Below are 21,165 nucleotides of genomic sequence, written 5' to 3'. Positions count from 1 at the left end.
GTTCTTTCAATACATTCGGAGCCCACAGTGGCAGGCAGGCTTGCAGGAAAACGCGCGATCGTCTTTGGCGCCGGCTCATCCGGTCCCGGTTACGGGAACGGCAAGGCGGCAGCGATCGAATATGCGCGCGAGGGTGCTCAGGTTGCCTGCATCGATCTCTCGCTTGCCGCCGCCGAGGAAACCCATCACATCATCGCGCAGGAGGGTTTTGCCTCCATCGCCATCGCCGCGGATGTGACCCGCCAGCCCTCCGTCGATGAGGCCGTGCGGCAGGTGGTCGAGACCTTCGGTGGGATCGACATCCTGCACAACAATGTCGGCGTGACCCATATGGGCGGGCCGGTGGAGCTGTCGGAAGAGAGCTTTCAGGCCTCGGTGGATCTCAATATCGGCTCCGTCTACCGGACGACCAAGGCCGTGCTGCCGGTGATGGAACAGCAACAGGCCGGTGCGATCGTCAATATCTCTTCGCTCGCGGCCATCCGTTGGACCGGCTATCCCTATTTCGCCTATTACGCCATGAAGGCCGCGGTGAACCAGTCGACGGTCGCGATTGCCATGCAATATGCCAGGCGCGGCATTCGCGCCAACTGCATCCTGCCCGGCCTTATCGACACCCCTCTGATCTACAAGCAGATCAGCGCACAATATGCATCGACCGAGGAGATGGTGGCGGCGCGGAGCCGCTCGGTCCCCGTCGGGCGCATGGGAGATGCCTTCGATATTGCCCGCGCCGCGGTTTTCCTCGCCTCCGACGAAGCGAAGTTCATCACCGGCGTCTGCCTGCCGGTCGATGGCGGCCAGAGCTGCGCGATGGGAGGCTTCGCCTGAGATGACGGGGCCCGGCAAGGAGGATGCAGAGCTGAAGGGTGCGCGGGCGGTGGATCGCGCACTGTCCCTGCTGTCGATGGTTGGCCGGCATGCGGAGCGCGGGGTGGGCCTCACCGATCTCGTCGTCCAGAGCGGCTCGAACAAACCGACGGTGCGGCGCCTGTTGCTGGCCCTGATGCGGGCAGGCCTCGTTGACCAGGACGAACGGACGCGGCGCTATTATCTCGGTGAGGAAGCCTATGTGCTCGGCACGCTGTCGTCCCGCCGTTTCAGCCTGCTGCAGATGGCACAGGATGGCCTGAGGCGGATTTCCCGACGCACCGAGGATTCGAGTTTTCTCTCCGTTCGCCGCGATACGTTTTCGCTATGCCTCTACCGGGAAGAAGGCACTTGGCCGGTCCGCACCCATGCGCTGCAGGCAGGGTTCGAGCATCCGCTCGGCATCGGCGCGGGGTCTCTCGCCATGCTTGCGGCCCTGCCGGACCAGGAGATCGAACAGGTGCTGGTGGCGAATGCCGATGTCATTGCCGCCAAATATCCGATGATCACCGAAGCGGACCTGCAACACGGCGTGGCGGAGACGAGAGCCAAAGGCTTTTCCCTCAATCCGGGCCTCATCCTTGCCAATTCCTGGGGCGTCGGTGTCGCCATCCGCAATCCGGACGGCAGTGTTGCCGGTGCGCTCAGTATCGCGGCCATCGACAGCCGGATGCGGCCGGAACGGCAGCCGGAACTGGCCGCGGTCCTGCGCGAAGAAGTGGATCGCATCGAAGCACGGATCGGCGAGATGATGGCGAGCCGCTCGCCCTCCCGTGCCGAGCCGGACCAACGCAAACCCTTGAGGAGAGCAAGCCGATGAGCAAGGCACAGATCGTGGGATGGGCGCATTCGCCCTTCGGAAAATCCGCGCTGGACAATACCGAGCAGCTGATGGCCTCCGTCGTGGCGCCGGCGCTCGAGCATGCCGGCATCGGTGCCGCGGAGATCGACGGCATCTTCGTCGGCGTGATGAACAACGGTTTCTCGAAGCAGGATTTCCAGGCCGCACTGGTGGCCATGGGCGATGAGCGGCTGACCTATACACCGGCCGTTCGCTTCGAAAATGCCTGCGCCACCGGCTCGGCCGCCCTCTATAGCGCGATGGACTTCATTGAGGCGGGCCGCGGTCGCATCGCGCTGGTCGTCGGTGCGGAGAAGATGACGGCGCTTCCGACCGCCGAGGTCGGCGACATCCTGCTGTCGGCCTGCTACCGCGCCGAAGAAGGCGATATTCCCGGCGGGTTTGCCGGACAGTTCGGCCGCATCGCGCAGGCCTATTTCCAGCGTTACGGCGATTGCTCGGAAGAGCTCGCAATGATTGCGGCGAAGAATCATGAAAATGGCGTCGCCAATCCTTATGCCCATATGCGCAAGGATTTCGGCTTCGATTTCTGCAACACGGTCTCCGATAAGAACCCCTATGTTGCAGCACCGCTGAGGCGCACCGATTGTTCGCTGATCTCCGATGGGGCCGCCGCCCTGGTGCTGGCGGATGAAGAGACGGCGGCGTCACTGTCGCGTGCCATCGGCTTTCGCGGACGAAAGCACGTCAACGACATCCTGGCGCTCAGCCGGCGCGATCCGCTCGCCTTCGAAGGCGCACGACGCGCCTGGGCAGGTGCTCTCGATCTTGCCGGCGCGAGTTTGGGCGATCTCTCCTTTGTCGAGACCCACGACTGCTTCACGATTGCCGAACTCATCGAATACGAAGCGATGGGGCTCGCAAAGCCGGGCGAGGCCCGGCATGTGGTGCGCGACGGCGTGACGACGAAATCGGGCTCTCTGCCGGTCAATCCGTCGGGCGGGCTGAAAGCCAAGGGTCACCCGATCGGCGCAACGGGCGTCTCGATGCATGTGATGGCGGCCATGCAGCTTGCCGGTGAGGCCGGCGACATGCAGGTGCCAAAGGCGGAGCTTGCCGGCGTCTTCAACATGGGCGGAACCGCGGTTGCCAATTACGTATCGATCATGGAGCGCATCCGATGAGCACCAGTGAGGCCGCCGGTCCGCGCGGCGGCGTTTCGCCTGCAACGACGCGGGTGATGAACCTGTCGCATTTCCTGACCCAGGCCGCCCGGCGTCTGCCGCACGAGATCGGCTTTGTCTGGGGCGACCGGCAGTGGACATGGACCGAGATGGAGGCGCGCGTCGATGCCATGGCGGATGCGCTGGTCTCCCGCTTTGGCGTCAAAAAAGGCGATCGCATTCTGGTGCAATCCTCGAACAACAATCAGATGTTCGAATCCATGTTCGCCTGCTTCCGGGTGGGTGCCGTCTGGGTGCCGACGAATTTCCGCCAGTCGCCGGATGAGGTGGCCTATCAGGCGGAGGCGAGCGGCGCGCGCGGCATGATCTGCCACCATGGTTTTGCCGGCCATGCCGATGCCTGCCGTCGTGCGGCGGACCTTGATTTCGTGATCGCCATCGGGGCAGCCGATTTCGGTCCCGACTATGACACCATCGTGGAGGCTCACCTGGGGAAAAAAGCGGTCACTCCGCCGATTTTCCGGGATGATCCCTGCTGGTTCTTCTTCACCTCCGGCACGACCGGGCGGCCGAAGGCGGCCGTCCTGACGCATGGCCAGATGGCCTTTGTCATCACCAATCACCTGTGCGATCTCATGCCGGGCACGGGGCCCGCGGATGCTTCGATCGTGGTTGCACCGCTCTCGCATGGGGCCGGCGTGCACCAGCTGGTGCAGGTGGCGCATGGGGTCAAAACCATCCTGCCGGCAGCGGAGAAGCTGGACGTTGCCGCCATCTGGCAGCTGATCGAGCGCTGGAAGGTCTCCAATCTCTTCACGGTGCCGACGATCCTGAAGATGCTGGTGGAGGACCCGGCTGTCGATCGGTTCGATCATTCCTCGCTGCGGTATGTGATCTATGCCGGCGCGCCGATGTATCGCGCCGACCAGAAACGGGCGCTGGCAAAACTCGGCCCGGTTCTGGTGCAATATTTCGGCCTGGGAGAGGTGACCGGCAACATCACCGTCTTGCCGCCGGAGCTGCATAGCGGGGAAGACGGTCCGCAAGCGCGGCTCGGGACCTGCGGCTATGACCGCACCGGCATGGAGGTGCAGATCCAGGACGAGGCCGGCCGCGAGGTGGACGCCGGCGTGACCGGTGAAATTTGCGTCATCGGCCCGGCGGTCTTTGCCGGCTATTACAACAATCCGGAGGCCAATGCGAAGGCGTTTCGCGAGGGCTGGTTCCGTACCGGTGATCTCGGCCACCGCGACGAAAACGGCTTCATCTACATCACCGGGCGCGCCTCCGACATGTATATCTCGGGCGGCTCCAACATCTATCCGCGCGAGATCGAGGAGAAGATCCTCTCCCATCCGGATATCAGCGAAACGGCGGTGCTCGGCGTTCCGGATCCCGTATGGGGCGAGGTCGGCATCGCGGTTTGCGTCGCAAGGCCGGGCGTGGTGCCTGAGAGCATCAATCTCAGAGCCTTCCTCGAAGACAAGATCGCCCGCTACAAGCTGCCGAAGGCCGTCATCTTCTGGGATGCAATGCCCAAATCGGCCTACGGCAAGATCACCAAGAAGATGATCCGCGAGGAACTGGCACGGCGTGGCGAGTTGCCGGTGTTTGGCGAGACAGAGCCGGCCTGACGGTCGTGGCGGTGCAAGGGAGAGACAAGGATGGACATGAAACGCGCGGTGGCAATCACGGGCGGAGCATCGGGCATAGGCTATGCCACGGCAAAGCTGCTGATCGAGCGCGGCTGGCAAGTCTGGCTTCTCGATCTGAAGGCCGATGCGCTGGAAACGGCCTGCCGCACTCTTGATCTTCCCGTCTCATTCGGTCTTGTCTGCGACGTGGCGGATGAGGCGTCTGTCGAACAGGCCATGGGCCAGATCCTCGAAGCAGAGCCGGGGCTTGCCGCCATCGTCAATTGCGCCGGCACCGGTGCCGACAAGCTCGCGGTCGAAACCACCATTGCAGAATTCAGGCGTATTCTCGACATCAACCTGATCGGCAGTTTTGCCGTGGCCCGTGCCGCAGCCCGGCATTGGCTGGAAACCGGAACGAAGGGCGCCATCGTCAACATCTCGTCGGTGTCCGGGCTTTGCGGCAATCGCGGCAGAACCGCCTACGGCGCCTCCAAGGGCGGCGTCAATCTGATGACGCTGGTAATGGCCAATGAACTCGGCCATTCCGGTATCCGCGTCAATGCCGTGGCACCCGGTCCGGTCGATACGCCGCTGACGCGTGTGGTGCACACGGAGAACGTCCGGAACCAGTGGTTTCAGCGGGTGCCGATGGAGCGCTACGGCACATCGGAAGAGGTGGCGGGCGCCATCGCCTTCCTGATTTCGGAGGACGCGAGCTACGTGAACGGCCAGATTCTCGCCGTCGATGGCGGCTTCGTCACCGCAGGTCTTGCCGTTTGATGCCGGCGGTTTCCAACGCTCTGCCGCGCCAGATTGTACATCCGGGACCCGTGACGCCGGACCGGATGCGCGCCGTCGCCTGCGAAGTCCAGCCGGTCAGGCTGAGGCTTCAAACCGGCTGCGACATCAACACGGCCATCGCCCGCGGTTTTGCCGAGCATGGTTTCGAAGGCGGTTATGTACGGCTCAAGAATGTCGCCATGCGCAAGCTGCACTACGTCATGCCGGCGGCAGCGCCGGATGACAGCCATGCGGCCTGGTACAGCGAAACGCATGTGATGCAGAATGCGGTGATCCTCGATGCCGGTCTGCATGCCGGGGAACGCGACGGCAAGCCCTTCCTCCACTGCCACGGGACCTGGCGGGACGGAGAGGGGAGGATCGGCATGGGCCATCTTCTTCCCTTCGAGGCGGAACTCCTCGAAGAGACGACGATAGACGCGATTGCGCTGGTCGGTGCGCTGCTCGTCACCCGGCCGGATGCAGAGACGAATTTTCCGCTGTTCAACCCGGAAGCCCGATCCGCCAAGTCAAAAGGTGAGTTTCAGCGCGCGGTGCTGGCCACCGTTCGCCCAAACACGGATCTTTGTTACGCGGTGGAGGAGATCTGCCGCACTCATTCCCTTCGCCGTGCCCGTGTCGAGGGTATCGGTAGCCTGGTGGGCGCCGATTACGACGATGGCACGACGCTGACGGCGCATGCGAGCGAGCTCTACATCCAGGAGGGCCGCATCGTTGAAGAGGCAGGCCAGCCTTACGCGGCGATCGATATCGCCATGATCGACCTGACCGGTCGGCACAGCCATGGCCTGTTGAAGCGCGGACTGAATCCGGTCTGCGTCACGGCGGAACTGCTCATCGTTGAACAGACCTGATTGAAGGTCGTGCCTGAAGGGGAAGTCGGCGCGACAGATGCCGCGCCGAACAACGGGTGATCAGACGCGTTCCAGCGCGATCGCGATGCCCTGGCCGACGCCGATGCACATGGTCGAGAGCGAATAGCGGCCACCGCTGATCTGGAGCTCGAGCGCTGCCGTGCCGGCGATGCGGGCTCCCGACATGCCGAGCGGATGGCCAAGCGCGATCGCGCCGCCGTTGCGGTTGACGCGGGCATCGTCATCGGCAATGCCAAGGTCGCGCAGCGTCGCAATGCCCTGGGAGGCGAAGGCTTCGTTCAGCTCGATGACGTCGAACTGCTCCTCAGTCATGCCAAGACGGGCAAGCAGCGCCTTCGAGGCCGGCGCCGGGCCAATGCCCATGATGCGCGGCGGAACGCCCGCCGTCGCACCGCCCAGCACGCGGGCGATGGGGGTGAGGCCATACCTCCTGGCTGCCGCTTCCGAAGCGATGATGAGAGCTGCGGCCCCGTCGTTGACGCCAGACGCATTGCCAGCGGTGACGGTGGCGCCCTCCATTCGGTTGACCGGCTTCAGCTTGGCAAGCGCCTCGACGGAGGTGGCGCGCGGATGCTCGTCGCGATCGACGATCACCGGATCGCCCTTGCGCTGAGGTACGGTCACGGCGGTGATTTCCTTCGCCAGCCGGCCGTTCGCCTGGGCTTCAGCGGCCTTCGCCTGGCTGCGCACGGCAAAGGCATCCTGGTCCTCGCGGCTGATCTTGAAATCGATCGCCACGTTGTCGCCGGTTTCAGGCATGGAATCGACGCCGTACTGCTTCCTCATCAGCGGGTTGACGAAGCGCCAGCCGATCGTGGTGTCGTAAATCTCGGCATTGCGGGAGAAGGCGGTTTCCGCCTTCGGCATGACGAAGGGCGCGCGGCTCATGCTTTCCACGCCACCGGCAATCATCAGTTCGGCTTCGCCGGCCTTGATCGCGCGGGCCGCGGTGATGACGGCATCCATGCCCGAACCACACAGGCGGTTGATGGTGGTGCCGGTGACGGAGACCGGCAGGCCGGCCAGCAGCGACGACATGCGGGCGACGTTGCGGTTGTCTTCGCCGGCTTGGTTAGCGCAGCCGAAGATCACGTCCTCAACGGCTTCCCAATCGACGGAGGTGTTGCGCTCCATCAGCGCCTTGAGCGGCACGGCGCCGAGATCGTCGGCGCGTACGGAAGAGAGCGATCCGCCGAAGCGGCCGATGGGCGTGCGGATGTAATCGCAGATAAAAGCGTCTGTCATGGTCAATTCCTCAAACTTCCGGCACGACGAGATCGGCCACCGGACCATCGGTGTGAAGAGGGGCGCCGGTCATCGCCTGCAACTCGTCCATCGTCATGGCGCTCAGCATTTCCCGCACCACGAAATGTCCGTCCTTGATATCAATGACGGCGTGGCTGGTATAGACGCGCGTGATGCAGCCGACACCCGTCAGCGGGAAGGTGCATTTATCGACAAGTTTCGGCTTGCCGTCCTTCGTCACATGTTCGGTGATGACGAAGACCTGCTTGGCACCGTGCACCAGGTCCATCGCGCCGCCGACGGCGGGCACGCCCTTGGAACCGACCCGCCAGTTGGCGAGATCGCCGTTTTCCGCCACCTGATAGGCGCCGAGGATCGCCACATCCAGATGACCGCCGCGCACCATGGCAAAGCTGTCGGCATGGTGGAAGAAGGCAGCACCCGGCTTCAGCGTCACGGCCTTCTTGCCGGCATTGATCAGGTCCCAGTCTTCCTCGCCGGCGGGCGGGGCTTCACCGAAGTTGAGGATGCCGTTTTCCGTGTGGAAGATGGCCTGGCGGCCGGGCGGCTGGAAGCGCGCGACCATTTCCGGAAAACCGATGCCGAGGTTGACGTAAGCACCGTCTTCGATGTCCTGCGCGGCACGCCAGGCGATCTGGGCGTTGGAGAGCTTGATGTCTTCGCGGGTGTTGAGGGTCATACGTAGGCCACTCCGGCTCGGATGAGCGCTTCTTCCTGTTGCGGGTTTGCGACTTCCACGACGCCATCGACGAAGATGCCGGGCGTCACGACCTGTTCCGGGTCGATCTCGCCGGCAGGCACGATCTTCGAGACCTGGGCAATCGTCGTCGTCGCTGCCATGCACATCAGCGGATTGAAGTTACGGCCGGCCTTGTTGTAGGTCAGGTTGCCGTAGGTGTCGCCGAGCTGGGCCTTCACGATGGCGAAATCCGCCTTCAGCCAGCGCTCCTGCACATAGTGGCGACCGTCGAACTCGGCGATCACCTTGCCCTCGGCCAGTTCGGTGCCGTAGCCGGTCGGCGTATAGAAGGCCGGGATGCCGGCACCGCCGGCGCGGATGCGCTCGGCGAGCGTCCCCTGCGGCACCAGTTCCAGTTCGATCTCGCCGGCCAGGTACCGGTCGGTGAAGGCCCGCGGATCCGACGAGCGCGGGAAGGAGCAGATCATCTTCTTCACCAGACCCGCGTCGATCATCGCGGCAATGCCAATACGGCCATTGCCGGCATTGTTGTTGATGACCGTGAGGTTCTTCGGTCCCTTGTCGATCAGCGCATGAATGAGTTCGATCGGCGCGCCGGAGCCGCCGAAGCCGCCGATCATGACGGTCGCGCCGTCATGGATGCGCGCCACGGCATCCGCCGTGGTCGCAATGGTCTTGTCCATGATGTCTCTCTCCCATGGTCTTCCAGATGTCTCACTAAGCGCCGGGGGACGGCTGTCGTCAATCACTTTGTGCGTTATTTGACTTTTGTTCGCATAACGCACAAAGTGAGCTGCACGGAGGTGGTCATGCGGGATACAGATCTGATCGGCGGCTTCGCCAAGGGACTGAAGATCATCGAGGCGTTCGGCGAGGCCCAGCCACGCCTGTCAATTGCCGAGGCGGCGAAGCAGACGGGACTTGATCGCGCTACGGCGCGCCGCTGCCTGCTGACGCTGGCGCACCTTGGCTATGCCGAATACGACGGAAAGTATTTCTCGCTGACGCCGCGCATCCTGCGCCTCGGCTATGCCTACCTGTCTGCGACGCCGCTGCCGCACATTGTGCAGCCTTTCCTCGACCGGCTTTCGGAGGAGGTGGGGCAGAGCGCGTCGGTCAGCGTGCTCGACGGTGCGGACATCGTCTACGTGGCGCGCGCCTCGCAGCGGCGGGTGATGTCGATCAACCTGATGCCGGGGAGCCGTCTGCCGGCCTATTGCGCCTCCATGGGGCGGGTGCTTCTGGCGGCACTGCCGGAGGCGGAGGCAAGGGCGCTCATCGAAGCGTCGCCCCGCCAGGCCTACACGCCGAGAACGAAGACCGAGACCGCCGACCTGATGATGGAGCTGGAGCGGGTTCGAACGGAGGGCCATGCGGTCATCGATCAGGAACTGGAACTGGGCCTCTGTTCGATCGCCCTTCCGCTTTTCGGCGTGAAGGGAAGGGTTGTCGCGGCGCTCAATATCGGCGCTCCGGCCGCCCATGTGCCGGCCGCCGAGATGGCCGAACGCTATCTGGCCAAGATGCAGGGCGTGGCGGCAGAGCTTCGCCCGCTGCTTCAGTAGAAAACGGCACCCCGGGGCATAACCGCACTGCCAAAATGCCGGCTTTATCGATTGCCTTCAGGCGTCTGCCGCCGGAAGATGCAGGCCCATCCGATTCGACGCAGGTGCCTCCCATCATGTCTCTCCCCACCATCCGATCCGTTGCCGCTGAACTCGATGCCGCCCTGACGACATCGGATGCGCTGACCCGCAAGGCGCTCGAAAAGATCAACGACCCGCAGGGCGAGGGGGCGCGCGCCTTCATCCGCGTCAATGCGCAGCGCAGCCTGAAGCTCGCCGCCGCGTCGGATGCCACACGGGCCGCGGGCCATCCCCGCTCGCCGCTCGATGGTGTGCCGATTTCCGTGAAGGATCTCTTCGATGTCGAGGGTGAAACGACCTTTGCCGGATCCATCGCGCTGAAGCATGCCCGGCCGGCGAGCCAGGATTCGCCGGTCGTGCGCCGCCTGATCGCCGCCGGTGCGGTGATCACCGGCACCACCAATATGAGCGAGTTCGCCTTTTCCGGCATCGGCATCAACCCGCATTACGGCACGCCGAAGAACGCCTATGACCGCGCGACGGGCCGGGTGCCCGGCGGCTCGTCTTCGGGTGCAGCAGTCTCTGTCACCGATGGCATGGCGGTCGCCGCGATCGGCACGGATACCGGCGGCTCGATCCGCATCCCGGCCGCGCTCTGCGGCCTGACCGGCTTCAAGCCCACCGCGCGGCGCGTCTCCGCCGAAGGGGTCATTCCTCTCTCCACCTCGCTCGATTCGATCGGGCCGATTGCCGCTTCGGTGACGTGCTGTGCCATCATCGACGCGGTTCTGTCGGGGGAGGGCGCCCCGGTGGCGCCGGAACTCCTGCCGATCAAGGGGCTGCGGCTTGCCGTTCCGCGCACCATCGTGCTGTCGGACATGGACAAGACCGTATCCACCGCCTTTTCGCGGGCGCTTTCGGCCCTCTCTGCCGCCGGAGCCACGGTGGTGGAAATCGATCTGCCGGAATTTGCCGAAGTGGCCGGGATCTATGCGCGCGGCGGCCTGGTCTCTGCCGAAGCCTGGAGCTGGCACCGCAGCCTGATCGAGGAACTGGGAGACAGCTATGATCCGCGCGTCCGTTTTCGCATCCTGCGCGGGCGCGAGCTTTCGGCGGCGGATTACATCGAAACGCTGCAGACCCGGCGCCAGTGGATCGCCCGCGTCGAGCAGCAGATCAAGCCGTATGACGCGCTCATCATGCCGACCGTTCCGATCATCGCGCCGGAGATTGCCCCATTGCTCGGCGATGACGAGGCCTTCTTTAGGGCCAACGGCCTCGTGCTGCGCAATCCGACGATGATCAACTTCCTGGACGGCTGCGCCCTCTCCATCCCGTGCCACCAGCCGGACGAAGCGCCGGTCGGCCTGATGGTGGCGGGTGCCGCGATGCAGGACCGGAAAATCCTGGCGGCCGGCCTGGCGATTGAAACGGCGCTGCCGGTAGCCCGGCGCGCCTGATGGGGCGGCGGTGCAGACCGGTCAGTTGTTGCGGATACCGCTTTCGCTGAAGAGCTGGTCGCGCCCGGCGCTCTTTGCAAGGTAGAGCATCTGGTCGGCGGCGTTGAGCTGGTTGTCCAGAGGTTCACCCGGATGAAGGCTCGACAGACCGATGGAGGCGGTCACCGGAAGAAGCGTATCGCCCACACCCACCTGGCACTGGCGGACCCGACGAAGCACATCCTCGCAAACGGCTTCGGCGTTTGCAATCGTCGTATCCGGCAGGAGAAGCGCGAATTCCTCGCCGCCCAGTCTTGCAGCAATCAGGCCCTTCTCATGGCAGGCCTCCAGCAGAATATCCGCAATGGCCTTCAGAACGACATCGCCCCGCTCGTGGCCGAAACTGTCGTTGATCCGCTTGAAATGATCGATATCGAGAATGGCGATGGCGCCCTGGCCATGGCCGCCATCCAGCCGTGCGAGCAGGCGTGCCCCGCGTTCGAAGAAGGCGCGCCGGTTGTAGAGCTTGGTCAAAGGGTCGTGTTCGGCCAGATGCCGCAGGCGCTTCAGCTGCAGCAGCGTCTCGACCGTGTTGTTGATGCGGCACTGCAGTTCCTCCGGCACGAAGGGCCGGTACAGGAAATCCGACGCGCCTGCCTTGAGGAATTGGGCCGACAGGGATCGATCACGGGATGCGGAGACACCGATGATGCGCAAGCGGTCGGAGCCATGCTGAAGTCGGATGCTCTTTGTCAGGTCGTAGCCGTTCATGTCCGGCATGTAGTAGTCGGTAATCACCACTTCGATGGAGGGATCGCGCGCCAGATAATCCAGAGCCTGGCGTCCCGTGGTGGCTTCGATCACCCGGAAGTTCTGCAGTCTCAGGAAGTTGACGAGGTCGGCGCGCGCTGCCCGTGCGTCGTCCACGACCAGAATGGAGACGGAGCGGTTGGACAGGATGCGCTCCACGGCGGAAACCGCGGCGGGTAGGGCTGCGGGCCCCTCCTTCTGGATATAGTCGGCCAGCCTGTATTTGGCGTAGTTCAGGCGCAGCTCCTCACTGACACTGCCGCTGAGCAGGATCGTCGGGACCTGATATTCGGCGAGAAGGGCCAGAATGCCCCCGTCCGGTGCGTCCGGCATCTCGTGGCCGGTGAGAGCCACGTCGATATCGGTTCTGGCGAGCGCCACGCGCGTCTCGGCAAGCGAGTGACAGACAGTGACTTCCGCGCCGATCTCACGCTCGATCGTGTGCTGGAGAACCTGTGAGAGCGTCTGAGCGCCCTCGACAACAAGGACTTTCGGCGCCTTTGCCTCCGCTGTGAGCGGTCGGGATCGCGGATCAGCGGGTTCAATCACATTCAGTCTCTGCGGCTCTTGAGTTTACTTGATGTGCCGCAAAGATATCCTGAGAACATCTGCAACTCGTAAAGACCGAAGAGGATATCAATGGGGGCGGCAGGTGCCGTTCCTGCAGGAATTACATCTGTTGCTGAGCCGCGCCGCCGGCGCTGGTATCGGGTTCCACGTTCAAGTCGTGACGACGGTAAATGCCCGGCATCTCGATAAACCCTGGGAGGGCGCGGATGGCCCGCTGCCACAGCCGGATCGACGGGTAGGGATCGAGCGATACGCCGCCGTCCGGCGCGAGCACCACATGCGCAAAGCAGGCGACGTCGGAAATCGTCGGATGGTTCGACACGAGAAAGGTCTGCTGCCGCAGGCGCTTTTCAAAAAGCGCTGCCTCCAGGGTTCGAAGCGCGATGGTGCCGTTCTGTTGCAAGGCCGCAAGATCGCCCGGCGCCTCGAACATGGCGCAGAGCCTTGCCTGCCCCAGGCTTGCGGTCAGCCGCGATGAGAAGGACAGCCATTGCTGCTGCTCTGCCGCCGCATGCGGCATGTCCCCCGCCAGCCAGTCCAGCCCGGCTTGGGTGGCGAGGTGCACCAGCATGGCGCTCACCTCCGTCAGCAGAAGGTCGCCGTCCTTTAGAATGGGCAGCGAACCGGCCGGGTTCAATGCTAGAAGATGAGGGGCGAGGTGCTCCCGGCCCGGGTGCATATCGACCGGACGCAGCGTCAGCGGCATGCCGATGAGCGCAGCCATCAGGCGGATCGTGTAGCAGTCCGGCGAGAGGATGTAGTCGTAAAGCTTCATTGCGCCACCAGCTGTGCCCCATAGGTATAGTTGTGCCGTTTCAGCCAGCGGCGGTAGGCGACGGAGGTCAGGTCTGCGCGCGTCGGGATCTCCTTACCCGGATCGAGCGGCAGCAGGCGGGGGATCTGGTTTTCGAGGATCGACCGGTCCTGCAGGAAGATCATCTGCTGGAAATGGATGAGATCGGTCATCGGGCTCTCGTCATCGAACAGCGCCATCCACGGCCAGACATCGCAAAGATCCTCGGAGAGTGGCTGGACGAACAGCGTGATGACGTCCCACTCGCCCGGTCGCGCAGGACAGGTCTTGTAGAGCACCGAGCAGGTGGGCGCCGGTACCCGGTACATGTAATCGGTGGTGATGCCGGTTGACGCAGATTTCGCGGCCTGGGGCTGGTAGAACTTCACCTTTGTTGCCCAGACCTCGTCTTCGTTCTCGCGGATTTCGACCTCGTATTTCTCGACTTCCGTGTGCGGTTCGGCCCCCAGGATGTCGGTGTGGACGAACGGAAAATGAGCGATATCGAGAAAATTCTCGACGGCCCTGAGCGGCGAGCAGCGCACGCGAACGACGCCCACCTCCACCAGCCGGCGCCCCGGCTGGTCGGCCTCGGGAATGTCGAACAGGTCTGCCTTCGGTGTCCCGATCGAGGTCCAGACATGGCCGTAGCGGAGGCGAACCGGCAGCAGCCGGTCATCCGAGGTCCGGATCCCGATGCTGCCATCGGTATGCCGTGCCACCTGAAGGGGCATGCCCATCAGTTGCGTTGCCCGACCTTCCGGCCCGAGTTGGCTCTCCAGCGCCACCGGATACCAGGCATCCATCATCGGACCGATCATCGGCTGATCTCCTTCCCCGTCTCGCCGGCCTCCAGCCGGATGCGGAACACTTCCAGCGCCCGCGATGCGGCAATCCGCTCATCCTTTGATGCGCTCTCCGCGATCAGACAGAACAGAAGCGTGCTGTCATCCGGCTGGGCAAGGCAAAGCAGCAGACAGTCTTGACCGGCAAGCTTGATCGTCATGCGTCCATCTTCACGCCGGTCGAGCAGGTCCGACGTCGCCAGCCTCTCGGGTGACACCGACAGGGAGATCATGCGCAGTGGCAGAAGGCCGTCGAAGGTCGGCGGTCTGCCTGCCGGCGTCTCCAGGCAACCCCAGATCAGGCCGCCGCTTTCGGTGACGGCATGGGTCTCGACCCGGATCGCCTCCGGCGGTTCCAGTCGCGGATGCGCCGGGATCTTCAGGCAGCGGCCGGTCTGGCCATAACGCCAGCCGTGATAGATGCAGGACAGCGCCTCGCCGCGCACGAAACCGTGCGAGAGCCGCATGCCCCGGTGCGGACAGCGGTCTGCCTGCAGGGCGAGCGTCCCGCTTTCGGCGCGCCACAGCGCCAGCGTCCCCTCAGGCATCAGCGCGGGCACGGCAGTCATGGGGGGCAGGTCGGCGGAGAGCATCAGCGGAAGCCATTCGGCCGAAGAGTGAGGTCGCATGAACGGGGTCTTTTCACTATCAGATCGCGGTCGCCACTATGCATTGAATTGCGGCAAACTCAATCGTGATGCAATTTTAGGCGCTCCGGTGGGGTCAGTGGCTAGGATCGGCTTCCAGTGGAACGGCTCGCCGCTCGATCGTGTCCACCCAAACCTCGATCGGGCCGAGCAGGCAGGCCATTTCCAGCGCTGAAAGCAGGTCTTCCGGCCCCTCCGTCCGCAGCTCGATCCGCTCCTGCGAGGCATGAGCCACTTCATTGCGCAGGCCGAGCTTTGTGGCGTGGCGTGCGATCCAGGCAAGGAAAGAAGCGGGATCGAACCGGCCATGGATCTCCATGATCTCGCGCTGCGCCAACAAGGACGTCATTCCATCACCATACGGTAACCGACACCCGGTTCCGTGCGCACTATGCGCGGATCGGTCGGGTTCTTCTCGATCTTCTGGCGCAGCTGGCCAATGAAGACGCGCAGATACTGCAGGTCATCCGCATGCGCCGGCCCCCAGACGGACGTCAGAAGCGTCCGGTGCGTCACCACCCGGCCGGCGTGCCGGGCGAGCAGCAGCAGCAGATCGTATTCCTTCGGGGTCAGATGCAGGGTCTCGCCGTTGCGGCTGACCAGCCGGTGCACAGGATCGATGGTCAGTCCATCGGTTTCGATGAGCGTCGGAATGGCATCCGCCTTGTTGCGGTGGCGAAGCGCGGTGCGGATGCGGGCCGTCAGTTCCCCGATGCCGAAGGGCTTTTCCACATAGTCGTCGGCACCGAGGTCGAGGGCCGCGATCTTTTCGGTCTCGCGGTCGCGGGCGGACAGGATGATGACCGGCAGGTCGCTCCAGCCGCGCAGGTTCGCGATCACCTCCTTGCCGTCCATGTCCGGCAGGCCGAGGTCGAGAATGACGAGATCCGGCGCCCGGGTGGCGACCGCCCTCAACGCTTCGGCTCCGGTTCCCGCTTCGATGACATCGTAGCCGGCGGCCATCAGCGCCGGTTTGAGGAAACGCTGGATCTGCGGTTCGTCATCAACGACCAGGATACGCGATAGGTTCATCCGGGGTCCCGTTCGTTACAGTGCCGCTTGCGGGAAAGCGCATCGTGATGCGCGTCCCCTTCTTCTTCAAGGCTGGGCTTTCCGCATGGATCGTGCCGCCCATGGCCTCGACGAAACCGCGGGCGATGGAGAGGCCGAGCCCGGTTCCAGGTGCACGACCGTCCGGTTTTCCCCTGCGATAGAATTTTTCAAAGACGCGGTCCAGATCCTCCGGCGGAATGCCGCGCCCCATGTCGGTCACCGAGATGATGACCGCCGGACCATCCATGCGGGCAAACACCCTGATCGCTTCCTCGCCGCCATATTTCACCGCGTTGTCGAGCAGGTTGAACAGCACCTGGCCGATCAGCACGCTGTCGCCCCGGATCAGCGGCAGGTCCGGCGCAATGCCGGTCTCGATCAGGCGTGCCGGCGCATGCCGGCGGGTGCGCTCGACGGCCGATTGCACAACGTCGGCGACATCGACCCAGTCCTGCTTGGGTTTCAGCGTACCGGCCTCGATGCGCGTCATGTCGAGCAGGTTGGCGACGAAACGGCTCATGCGGCCGCTTTCCTCCTCGATCGATTGGAGAAGATCCTGCCGGCTTTCCGGCTCCATGCGCTCGCCGAATTCGCGCAGGCTGGTGACCGCGCCGGTGATGGTGGAGAGCGGCGTCCTCAGGTCATGCGAGATGGAGGAAAGGAGCGCATCGCGATACCGCTCACCCTCCAGCCGCGCGGCCTGCTCCAGGGTTTCGTCGGCAAGCCGTGCCCGGTCCAGCGCGATCGCCGTCTGGTCGAGAATGGCCGTCAGCGAACGTTCGGCGGCGAGGTCCAGCCTCCCGCCCGAGTGCTCTATACCGCAGACGCCAACGATTCCGTGGGGTCCGAGCAGCGGGCGGAATTCAAACCGGCTGTTCGGCAGCGTTCCCGTTCCGTGGCCTGCCGGTTCGCGCTTCTCCTGCGTCCAGCGGGCCGCGGTCATGTCGGTCACGTTCAGTTCCGTATCGGGCGGCCAGGCCGCGACCATCTGCAGATCGCCCTGGCGCGGCAAAAGCAAGACCACGGGCCGTTTCAGGGTGATCTGCAGCTGCGACACCGTCAGCCAGATCGCGTCGTCACGCTTTGCCGTGCCGGCGAGCTTGCGGGAGAAATCGTAAAGAGATTGCAGGGCGGTGGCGCGGGTCCCGGCAATTGTCGCCTGTTCGCGAATGCGTGACGCGAACCCGCCTGAGACGATGGCCACCGCCAGAAAGACGAAGAGCGCAAAAACCTCATGCGGCGCGGCAATCGTGAAGGTGTAGAGCGGATCGATGAAGAAGAAATTGTAGGCGAGTGTCGAAAGAAGGGCCGCCAGCAGCGCCGAGACATAGCCTCCGAGTGCCGCCGACCCCAGAACGCCCAGCAGGAAAACCAGCGAGATGTTCGGCAAGGGCATGATCGTGTCGATCATCTTGCCCGCCAGCGTCGTGACCGTCACAAAACCGAGACCGATGAGGGCCGCACGAATGAGGCGCGGCATCGGTATGGATGCCCGTCTGGAAGAGCGCCGTTTCGCCTCCGCCTTGTCGGGCGTCACGAAGTGAATGCCGAGACCGGATGCCTGGGCGGCCAGCGCATCCGGCAGCGATCGGGCAAAGAGACGGGCGAGTGGAGGACGCTGGCGGGTGCCGATGACGATCTGGGTCGCATGCTCCCGGCGAGCAAGCTTCAGGATCTCGTCGACAAAATCCTGGCCGATCACGCGGCGGCTATCGGCGCCCAGCTGTTCGGCCAGACGAAAGATCGCCTCGATCCCCTGCAGTCGCTCTGGCGTCTCCACCTCGCGGTCGGCGCGCTCGATCGAGACGACGATCCACGGCGCATTGAGGCCGGAGGCCAGGCGCGCGGCCACCCGCACCACCTTTTCCGACAGATCGTCGGAGCCGACGCAGACGAGCAGGCGCTCCCCGGTCGCCCAGGGGCCGTCGATGGCGTTCTGCTTCAGGTAATCCACCATCTGGTCATCGACCCGGTCGGCGGTGCGCCTGAGCGCCAGTTCGCGCAGTGCCGTCAGATTGCCGAGCCGGAAGAAACGGTCCACCGCCCGGCTGGCGCTTTCCGGAAGATAGACCTTGCCGTCCTTCAGCCGCTCGATCAGTTCGGATGGGGCAAGGTCAACGAGCAGAACCTCGTCGGCACGTTTCAGCACGATGTCGGGCACCCGCTCGCGGACGGTCACACCGGTAATCTGCGCGACAAGATCGGCGAGGCTTTCGAGATGCTGGATGTTGAGGGCCGTCCAGACGTCGATTCCGGCGCTGATGAGCTCCTCGATGTCCTGGTACCGTTTCGGATGCCGACCGTTTTCCGGATTGGAATGAGCCAGTTCATCGACGATGACGATGCGCGGACGCCGTTCGAGCGCGCCATCGAGGTCGAACTCCTCCAGCATGCGACCGCTATGGGCGACCCTGCGCCGGGGCAGGATCTCCAGGCCGTCCAGCAATGCGGCCGTCTCGCTGCGCCCATGGGTCTCGACCAGCCCGACGACGACATCCACGCCATCGGCCTTCAGGCGTTTCGCCCGCGACAGCATGGCGTAGGTCTTGCCCACGCCGGGGGCCGCACCCAGAAAAACGGTGAGCTTGCCCCGGCGGTCCTTCTCCGCCAAGGCAAGCAAAGCATCGGGGTCGGGACGCCGCTCGTCCCTGCGGTCATCATCCGCCATCCAGGTCTCACATCTTCAGGGCATCGAGCGCCATGTTGAGCTCTAGCACATTCACTCTTGTTTCGCCGATAACGCCGAAGACGGGTTTTTCGACCGCCTGCTCAACGAGTGCGGCGACGACAGCAGGCTGCAATCCTCTAGCATCCGCGACCCGCGCCACCTGAGCCTTGGCAAAGGCCGGCGAGATATGCGGATCGAGACCCGAGCCGGAGGTGGTGACGGCATCGGCGGGCAGCGGTGCGGCCAAACCGGCGGCCTTCAATCTCTCGACATCGCCTGCGACGCGGTCGCGAAGCTGGCTCGAGGTGGTGCCGAGGTTCGAACCGGATGACGCTGCAGCATTGTACGGGGCCGGGCTGGTGGCGGAGGGACGCGGCCAGAAGTTGCGCTCCGAGGTGAAGGCCTGGCCGATGAGGGAGGAGCCGACAACCTTGCCGTTGCGGATGATCTGGCTGCCATTGGCCGCTTCGGGCATCACCGCCTGCGCAATGCCGGTGACGGCCAAAGGATAGGCCAGTCCGGTGATGGCGGTAAAGGCGACAAAGAGGGTGACTGCGGGTCTGAGATTGTTGAGCATGATTACACCAGGTGAAGTGTGCTGACGGCGAGGTCTATGACCTTGATGCCCGCGAAGGGCAGAACGAGCCCACCAAGGCCGTACACAAGCAGGTTGCGGCGCAGCAGTGCAGCAGCCCCCGAAGGACGATACGCAACACCTTTCAGCGCCAGCGGGATAAGCGCCACGATGATCAGCGCGTTGAAGATGACGGCCGATAGGATGGCCGACTGCGGAGAGGCAAGCCCCATGATGTTGAGCGCATCCAGGGACGGATAGGTGGCAACGAACAGGGCCGGGATGATGGCGAAATATTTGGCGACGTCGTTGGCAATCGAAAAAGTCGTAAGGGATCCGCGTGTCATCAGCAGCTGTTTGCCGATCTGGACGATTTCGATCAGCTTGGTCGGGCTTGAATCGAGGTCCACCATGTTGGCCGCCTCGCGCGCGGCCTGGGTGCCGGTCTGCATGGCGACGCCAACATCGGCCTGGGCAAGGGCCGGCGCATCATTGGTGCCGTCACCGCACATGGCGATCAGCCGGCCGCCCTGTTGCTCCCGCCGGATATAGGCGAGCTTGTCCTCCGGCGTGGCCTGGGCGAGGTAATCATCGACGCCGGCTTCGGACGCGATGGCGGCTGCCGTGACCGGGTTGTCGCCGGTGACCATGACCGTGCGGATGCCCATGGCGCGCAAGGAGGCGAAACGCTCCTTGATGCCGGGTTTGACGACGTCCTTGAGGTGGATTGCCCCGAGGAGGCGCTGGCCATCGGCGACAGCAAGCGGCGTGCCGCCGGTGCGGGCGACCTGATCGACAGCGCGACGAAAGTCCGCCGGTGAGTCCTGTTCGGTGAGACCCGCGAATTTCAGCACCGCATCGACCGCACCCTTGCGCAGGCGGCGCGGCCCGATATCCACACCCGAAAGCCGGGTTTCGGCGGTAAATCCGATGACCGCGTCGAACTCTGACTGCGGCATGGCAACACAGAACTCCCCGGTGGCGAGGGCCACGATGGATCGGCCCTCCGGCGTCTCGTCAGCAAGGCTGGAAAGCAGTGCTGCTTCGGCAAGCTCACCGGCGGTCACGCCTGGTGCTGCCAGGAAATCGCTCGCCATGCGGTTGCCGAAGGTGATCGTGCCGGTCTTGTCGAGCAGCAGCGTGTCCACGTCGCCCGCCGCCTCGACCGCCCGGCCGGAGGTGGCGATGACGTTGAAGCGCACCAGCCGGTCCATGCCGGCAATCCCGATCGCCGACAGCAGCCCGCCGATCGTCGTCGGGATCAGCGTGACCAGCAGCGCTGCCAGCACCGTGACGGAGAGAACCGTGCCGGAATAACCGGCAAGCCCCCAGATCGCCACGCAGACGAAAAGGAAGATCAGCGTGAGCCCCGAGAGCAGGATGGACAGTGCAATCTCGTTCGGCGTCTTCTGGCGCTTTGCCCCTTCGATCAGGGCAATCATGCGATCGACGAAGGAGGAGCCGGGTTGCACTGTAATCCTCACTTTGATTTCGTCGGAAAGCACTTGGGTGCCGCCGGTGACCGCCGACCGGTCGCCACCGGACTCGCGGATCACAGGCGCGGATTCGCCGGTAATGGCGCTTTCGTTGACCGAGGCGACACCTTCGATGACCTCGCCGTCGCCGGGGATCAGTTCGCCGGCCGCAACCAGCACGAGATCGCCCACCTTGAGGCTGGAGGCCGGGATCGTTTCCGTCTTGCCGTTGCTGGCGAGCCTGCGGGCGACAAGGTCCGACTTGGTTTTCTTCAGGCTGTCGGCCTGGGCACGGCCGCGACCTTCGGCGACGGCTTCCGCAAAGGTCGCAAACAGCACGGTGAACCAGAGCCAGGCGGCAATCTGGCCCGAAAAGCCGGCCTCGGCGGGTGAGGTGACCAGGTCGCGGACAAAGAGAATGCTGACGACTGCCGCCACGGCTTCGGTGACGAAGATCACCGGATTGCGGACAAGCTGGCGCGGATCGAGCTTCGACACCGCATTGCGGGCCGCCGGCATAAGGATTTGGGGATCAAGGAGGCTGGACGCCTGATGTTCCTTGGACATGGG

At 64.2% G+C, this 21,165-nt stretch carries 20 protein-coding genes; 8 read left to right on the top strand and 12 right to left on the bottom strand.

Annotation, left to right across the window (positions count from 1 at the left end; all coding sequences use genetic code 11):
• The first annotated feature begins 27 nt into the window (after positions 1-27).
• The 6 genes from G6N78_RS22055 to G6N78_RS22030 are packed head-to-tail and all read left to right on the top strand — an operon-like array spanning position 28 to position 6,148.
• Positions 28-831, top strand: coding sequence for an SDR family NAD(P)-dependent oxidoreductase (locus G6N78_RS22055; protein ID WP_165223948.1), 804 nt, complete (start codon positions 28-30; stop codon positions 829-831).
• A gap of 1 nt (position 832) precedes the next feature.
• Positions 833-1,690 carry an IclR family transcriptional regulator gene (locus tag G6N78_RS22050; protein WP_165223945.1) on the top strand — a complete coding sequence of 286 codons (858 nt, stop codon included), beginning with the start codon at positions 833-835 and terminating at the stop codon, positions 1,688-1,690.
• Entirely contained in the window at positions 1,687-2,856 is a 1,170-nt protein-coding gene (locus G6N78_RS22045) for an acetyl-CoA acetyltransferase (protein WP_165223942.1), read from the top strand. Before G6N78_RS22050 ends, G6N78_RS22045 begins: the two co-directional genes overlap by 4 nt.
• Entirely contained in the window at positions 2,853-4,490 is a 1,638-nt protein-coding gene (locus G6N78_RS22040; protein ID WP_165223939.1) for an acyl-CoA synthetase, read from the top strand. Before G6N78_RS22045 ends, G6N78_RS22040 begins: the two co-directional genes overlap by 4 nt.
• A 30-nt stretch (positions 4,491-4,520) precedes the next feature.
• On the top strand, positions 4,521-5,273 hold the full coding sequence (locus tag G6N78_RS22035) for an SDR family NAD(P)-dependent oxidoreductase (protein WP_165223936.1): 753 nt from the start codon (positions 4,521-4,523) through the stop codon (positions 5,271-5,273).
• Positions 5,273-6,148 carry a PCC domain-containing protein gene (locus G6N78_RS22030; RefSeq protein ID WP_165223933.1) on the top strand — a complete coding sequence of 292 codons (876 nt, stop codon included), beginning with the start codon at positions 5,273-5,275 and terminating at the stop codon, positions 6,146-6,148. The genes G6N78_RS22035 and G6N78_RS22030 overlap by 1 nt, the downstream gene beginning before the upstream one ends.
• A 60-nt stretch (positions 6,149-6,208) precedes the next feature.
• On the opposite strand, the gene pcaF is transcribed toward G6N78_RS22030, so the two are convergent.
• From pcaF to G6N78_RS22015, 3 genes are read right to left on the bottom strand one after another with little or no spacing between them, the layout of a single operon-like run.
• Positions 6,209-7,414, bottom strand: a complete 1,206-nt coding sequence (pcaF, locus tag G6N78_RS22025) for a 3-oxoadipyl-CoA thiolase (protein WP_165223930.1) — start codon at positions 7,412-7,414, stop codon at positions 6,209-6,211.
• Between the two features lie 10 nt (positions 7,415-7,424).
• Positions 7,425-8,114: a 3-oxoacid CoA-transferase subunit B gene (locus tag G6N78_RS22020; protein WP_165223927.1), complete on the bottom strand. Its 690-nt coding sequence runs from the start codon at positions 8,112-8,114 to the stop codon at positions 7,425-7,427.
• Entirely contained in the window at positions 8,111-8,818 is a 708-nt protein-coding gene (locus G6N78_RS22015; protein ID WP_165223925.1) for a 3-oxoacid CoA-transferase subunit A, read from the bottom strand. The genes G6N78_RS22020 and G6N78_RS22015 overlap by 4 nt, the downstream gene beginning before the upstream one ends.
• Positions 8,819-8,944: 126 nt before the next feature.
• Here G6N78_RS22015 and G6N78_RS22010 point away from each other — a divergent pair, with 126 nt between their 5' ends.
• Together G6N78_RS22010 and G6N78_RS22005 are read left to right on the top strand one after the other, a co-directional pair.
• Positions 8,945-9,700, top strand: coding sequence for an IclR family transcriptional regulator (locus tag G6N78_RS22010; RefSeq protein WP_165223923.1), 756 nt, complete (start codon positions 8,945-8,947; stop codon positions 9,698-9,700).
• Between the two features lie 116 nt (positions 9,701-9,816).
• Positions 9,817-11,181 carry an amidase gene (locus G6N78_RS22005; protein ID WP_165223921.1) on the top strand — a complete coding sequence of 455 codons (1,365 nt, stop codon included), beginning with the start codon at positions 9,817-9,819 and terminating at the stop codon, positions 11,179-11,181.
• Positions 11,182-11,202: 21 nt separating this feature from the next.
• Here the strand turns inward: G6N78_RS22005 and G6N78_RS22000 are convergent, their stop codons facing one another.
• From G6N78_RS22000 to kdpB, 9 genes are all read right to left on the bottom strand, one after another.
• Entirely contained in the window at positions 11,203-12,519 is a 1,317-nt protein-coding gene (locus G6N78_RS22000; RefSeq protein ID WP_234906012.1) for a GGDEF domain-containing response regulator, read from the bottom strand.
• A 121-nt stretch (positions 12,520-12,640) separates the two neighbouring features.
• Positions 12,641-13,315 (bottom strand): glutathione S-transferase family protein, encoded by a 675-nt coding sequence (locus G6N78_RS21995; RefSeq protein WP_165223919.1) that lies wholly within the window; start codon positions 13,313-13,315, stop codon positions 12,641-12,643.
• Positions 13,312-14,154 (bottom strand): aromatic ring-hydroxylating oxygenase subunit alpha, encoded by an 843-nt coding sequence (locus tag G6N78_RS21990; protein ID WP_165223917.1) that lies wholly within the window; start codon positions 14,152-14,154, stop codon positions 13,312-13,314. Before G6N78_RS21990 ends, G6N78_RS21995 begins: the two co-directional genes overlap by 4 nt.
• Entirely contained in the window at positions 14,151-14,807 is a 657-nt protein-coding gene (locus tag G6N78_RS21985) for a Rieske (2Fe-2S) protein (RefSeq protein ID WP_165223915.1), read from the bottom strand. Before G6N78_RS21985 ends, G6N78_RS21990 begins: the two co-directional genes overlap by 4 nt.
• Positions 14,808-14,901: 94 nt before the next feature.
• A complete protein-coding gene (locus G6N78_RS21980; RefSeq protein WP_234906011.1) occupies positions 14,902-15,174 on the bottom strand; it encodes an acylphosphatase in 273 nt (90 codons plus the stop codon).
• Positions 15,171-15,857, bottom strand: a complete 687-nt coding sequence (locus G6N78_RS21975) for a response regulator (RefSeq protein ID WP_165223913.1) — start codon at positions 15,855-15,857, stop codon at positions 15,171-15,173. Before G6N78_RS21975 ends, G6N78_RS21980 begins: the two co-directional genes overlap by 4 nt.
• Positions 15,829-18,546: an ATP-binding protein gene (locus G6N78_RS21970; RefSeq protein ID WP_165223910.1), complete on the bottom strand. Its 2,718-nt coding sequence runs from the start codon at positions 18,544-18,546 to the stop codon at positions 15,829-15,831. The genes G6N78_RS21975 and G6N78_RS21970 overlap by 29 nt, the downstream gene beginning before the upstream one ends.
• Before the next feature lie 7 nt (positions 18,547-18,553).
• A complete protein-coding gene (gene kdpC / locus G6N78_RS21965; RefSeq protein WP_165223907.1) occupies positions 18,554-19,123 on the bottom strand; it encodes a potassium-transporting ATPase subunit KdpC in 570 nt (189 codons plus the stop codon).
• A gap of 2 nt (positions 19,124-19,125) precedes the next feature.
• A complete protein-coding gene (gene kdpB, locus G6N78_RS21960) occupies positions 19,126-21,162 on the bottom strand; it encodes a potassium-transporting ATPase subunit KdpB (RefSeq protein WP_165223904.1) in 2,037 nt (678 codons plus the stop codon).
• Between the last annotated feature and the right edge of the window lie 3 nt (positions 21,163-21,165).

The organism is Allorhizobium pseudoryzae (genome assembly GCF_011046245.1).
Taxonomy (GTDB): Bacteria; Pseudomonadota; Alphaproteobacteria; order Rhizobiales; family Rhizobiaceae; genus Neorhizobium; species Neorhizobium pseudoryzae.
This window is presented reverse-complemented; position numbering and strand designations above follow the sequence as displayed.

What these genes read in the sequence shown, in the direction of transcription:
- G6N78_RS22050 (WP_165223945.1), top strand. Translation starts at nt 833, where the DNA reads ATGACGGGGCCCGGCAAGGAGGATGCAGAGCTGAAGGGTGCGCGGGCG.
- G6N78_RS22045 (WP_165223942.1), top strand. Translation starts at nt 1,687, where the DNA reads ATGAGCAAGGCACAGATCGTGGGATGGGCGCATTCGCCCTTCGGAAAA.
- G6N78_RS22040 (WP_165223939.1), top strand. Translation starts at nt 2,853, where the DNA reads ATGAGCACCAGTGAGGCCGCCGGTCCGCGCGGCGGCGTTTCGCCTGCA.
- G6N78_RS22035 (WP_165223936.1), top strand. Translation starts at nt 4,521, where the DNA reads ATGGACATGAAACGCGCGGTGGCAATCACGGGCGGAGCATCGGGCATA.
- G6N78_RS22030 (WP_165223933.1), top strand. Translation starts at nt 5,273, where the DNA reads ATGCCGGCGGTTTCCAACGCTCTGCCGCGCCAGATTGTACATCCGGGA.
- pcaF (WP_165223930.1), bottom strand. Translation starts at nt 7,414, where the DNA reads ATGACAGACGCTTTTATCTGCGATTACATCCGCACGCCCATCGGCCGC.
- G6N78_RS22020 (WP_165223927.1), bottom strand. Translation starts at nt 8,114, where the DNA reads ATGACCCTCAACACCCGCGAAGACATCAAGCTCTCCAACGCCCAGATC.
- G6N78_RS22015 (WP_165223925.1), bottom strand. Translation starts at nt 8,818, where the DNA reads ATGGACAAGACCATTGCGACCACGGCGGATGCCGTGGCGCGCATCCAT.
- G6N78_RS22010 (WP_165223923.1), top strand. Translation starts at nt 8,945, where the DNA reads ATGCGGGATACAGATCTGATCGGCGGCTTCGCCAAGGGACTGAAGATC.
- G6N78_RS22005 (WP_165223921.1), top strand. Translation starts at nt 9,817, where the DNA reads ATGTCTCTCCCCACCATCCGATCCGTTGCCGCTGAACTCGATGCCGCC.
- G6N78_RS21995 (WP_165223919.1), bottom strand. Translation starts at nt 13,315, where the DNA reads ATGAAGCTTTACGACTACATCCTCTCGCCGGACTGCTACACGATCCGC.
- G6N78_RS21990 (WP_165223917.1), bottom strand. Translation starts at nt 14,154, where the DNA reads ATGATCGGTCCGATGATGGATGCCTGGTATCCGGTGGCGCTGGAGAGC.
- G6N78_RS21985 (WP_165223915.1), bottom strand. Translation starts at nt 14,807, where the DNA reads ATGCGACCTCACTCTTCGGCCGAATGGCTTCCGCTGATGCTCTCCGCC.
- G6N78_RS21980 (WP_234906011.1), bottom strand. Translation starts at nt 15,174, where the DNA reads ATGACGTCCTTGTTGGCGCAGCGCGAGATCATGGAGATCCATGGCCGG.
- G6N78_RS21975 (WP_165223913.1), bottom strand. Translation starts at nt 15,857, where the DNA reads ATGAACCTATCGCGTATCCTGGTCGTTGATGACGAACCGCAGATCCAG.
- G6N78_RS21970 (WP_165223910.1), bottom strand. Translation starts at nt 18,546, where the DNA reads ATGGCGGATGATGACCGCAGGGACGAGCGGCGTCCCGACCCCGATGCT.
- kdpC (WP_165223907.1), bottom strand. Translation starts at nt 19,123, where the DNA reads ATGCTCAACAATCTCAGACCCGCAGTCACCCTCTTTGTCGCCTTTACC.
- kdpB (WP_165223904.1), bottom strand. Translation starts at nt 21,162, where the DNA reads ATGTCCAAGGAACATCAGGCGTCCAGCCTCCTTGATCCCCAAATCCTT.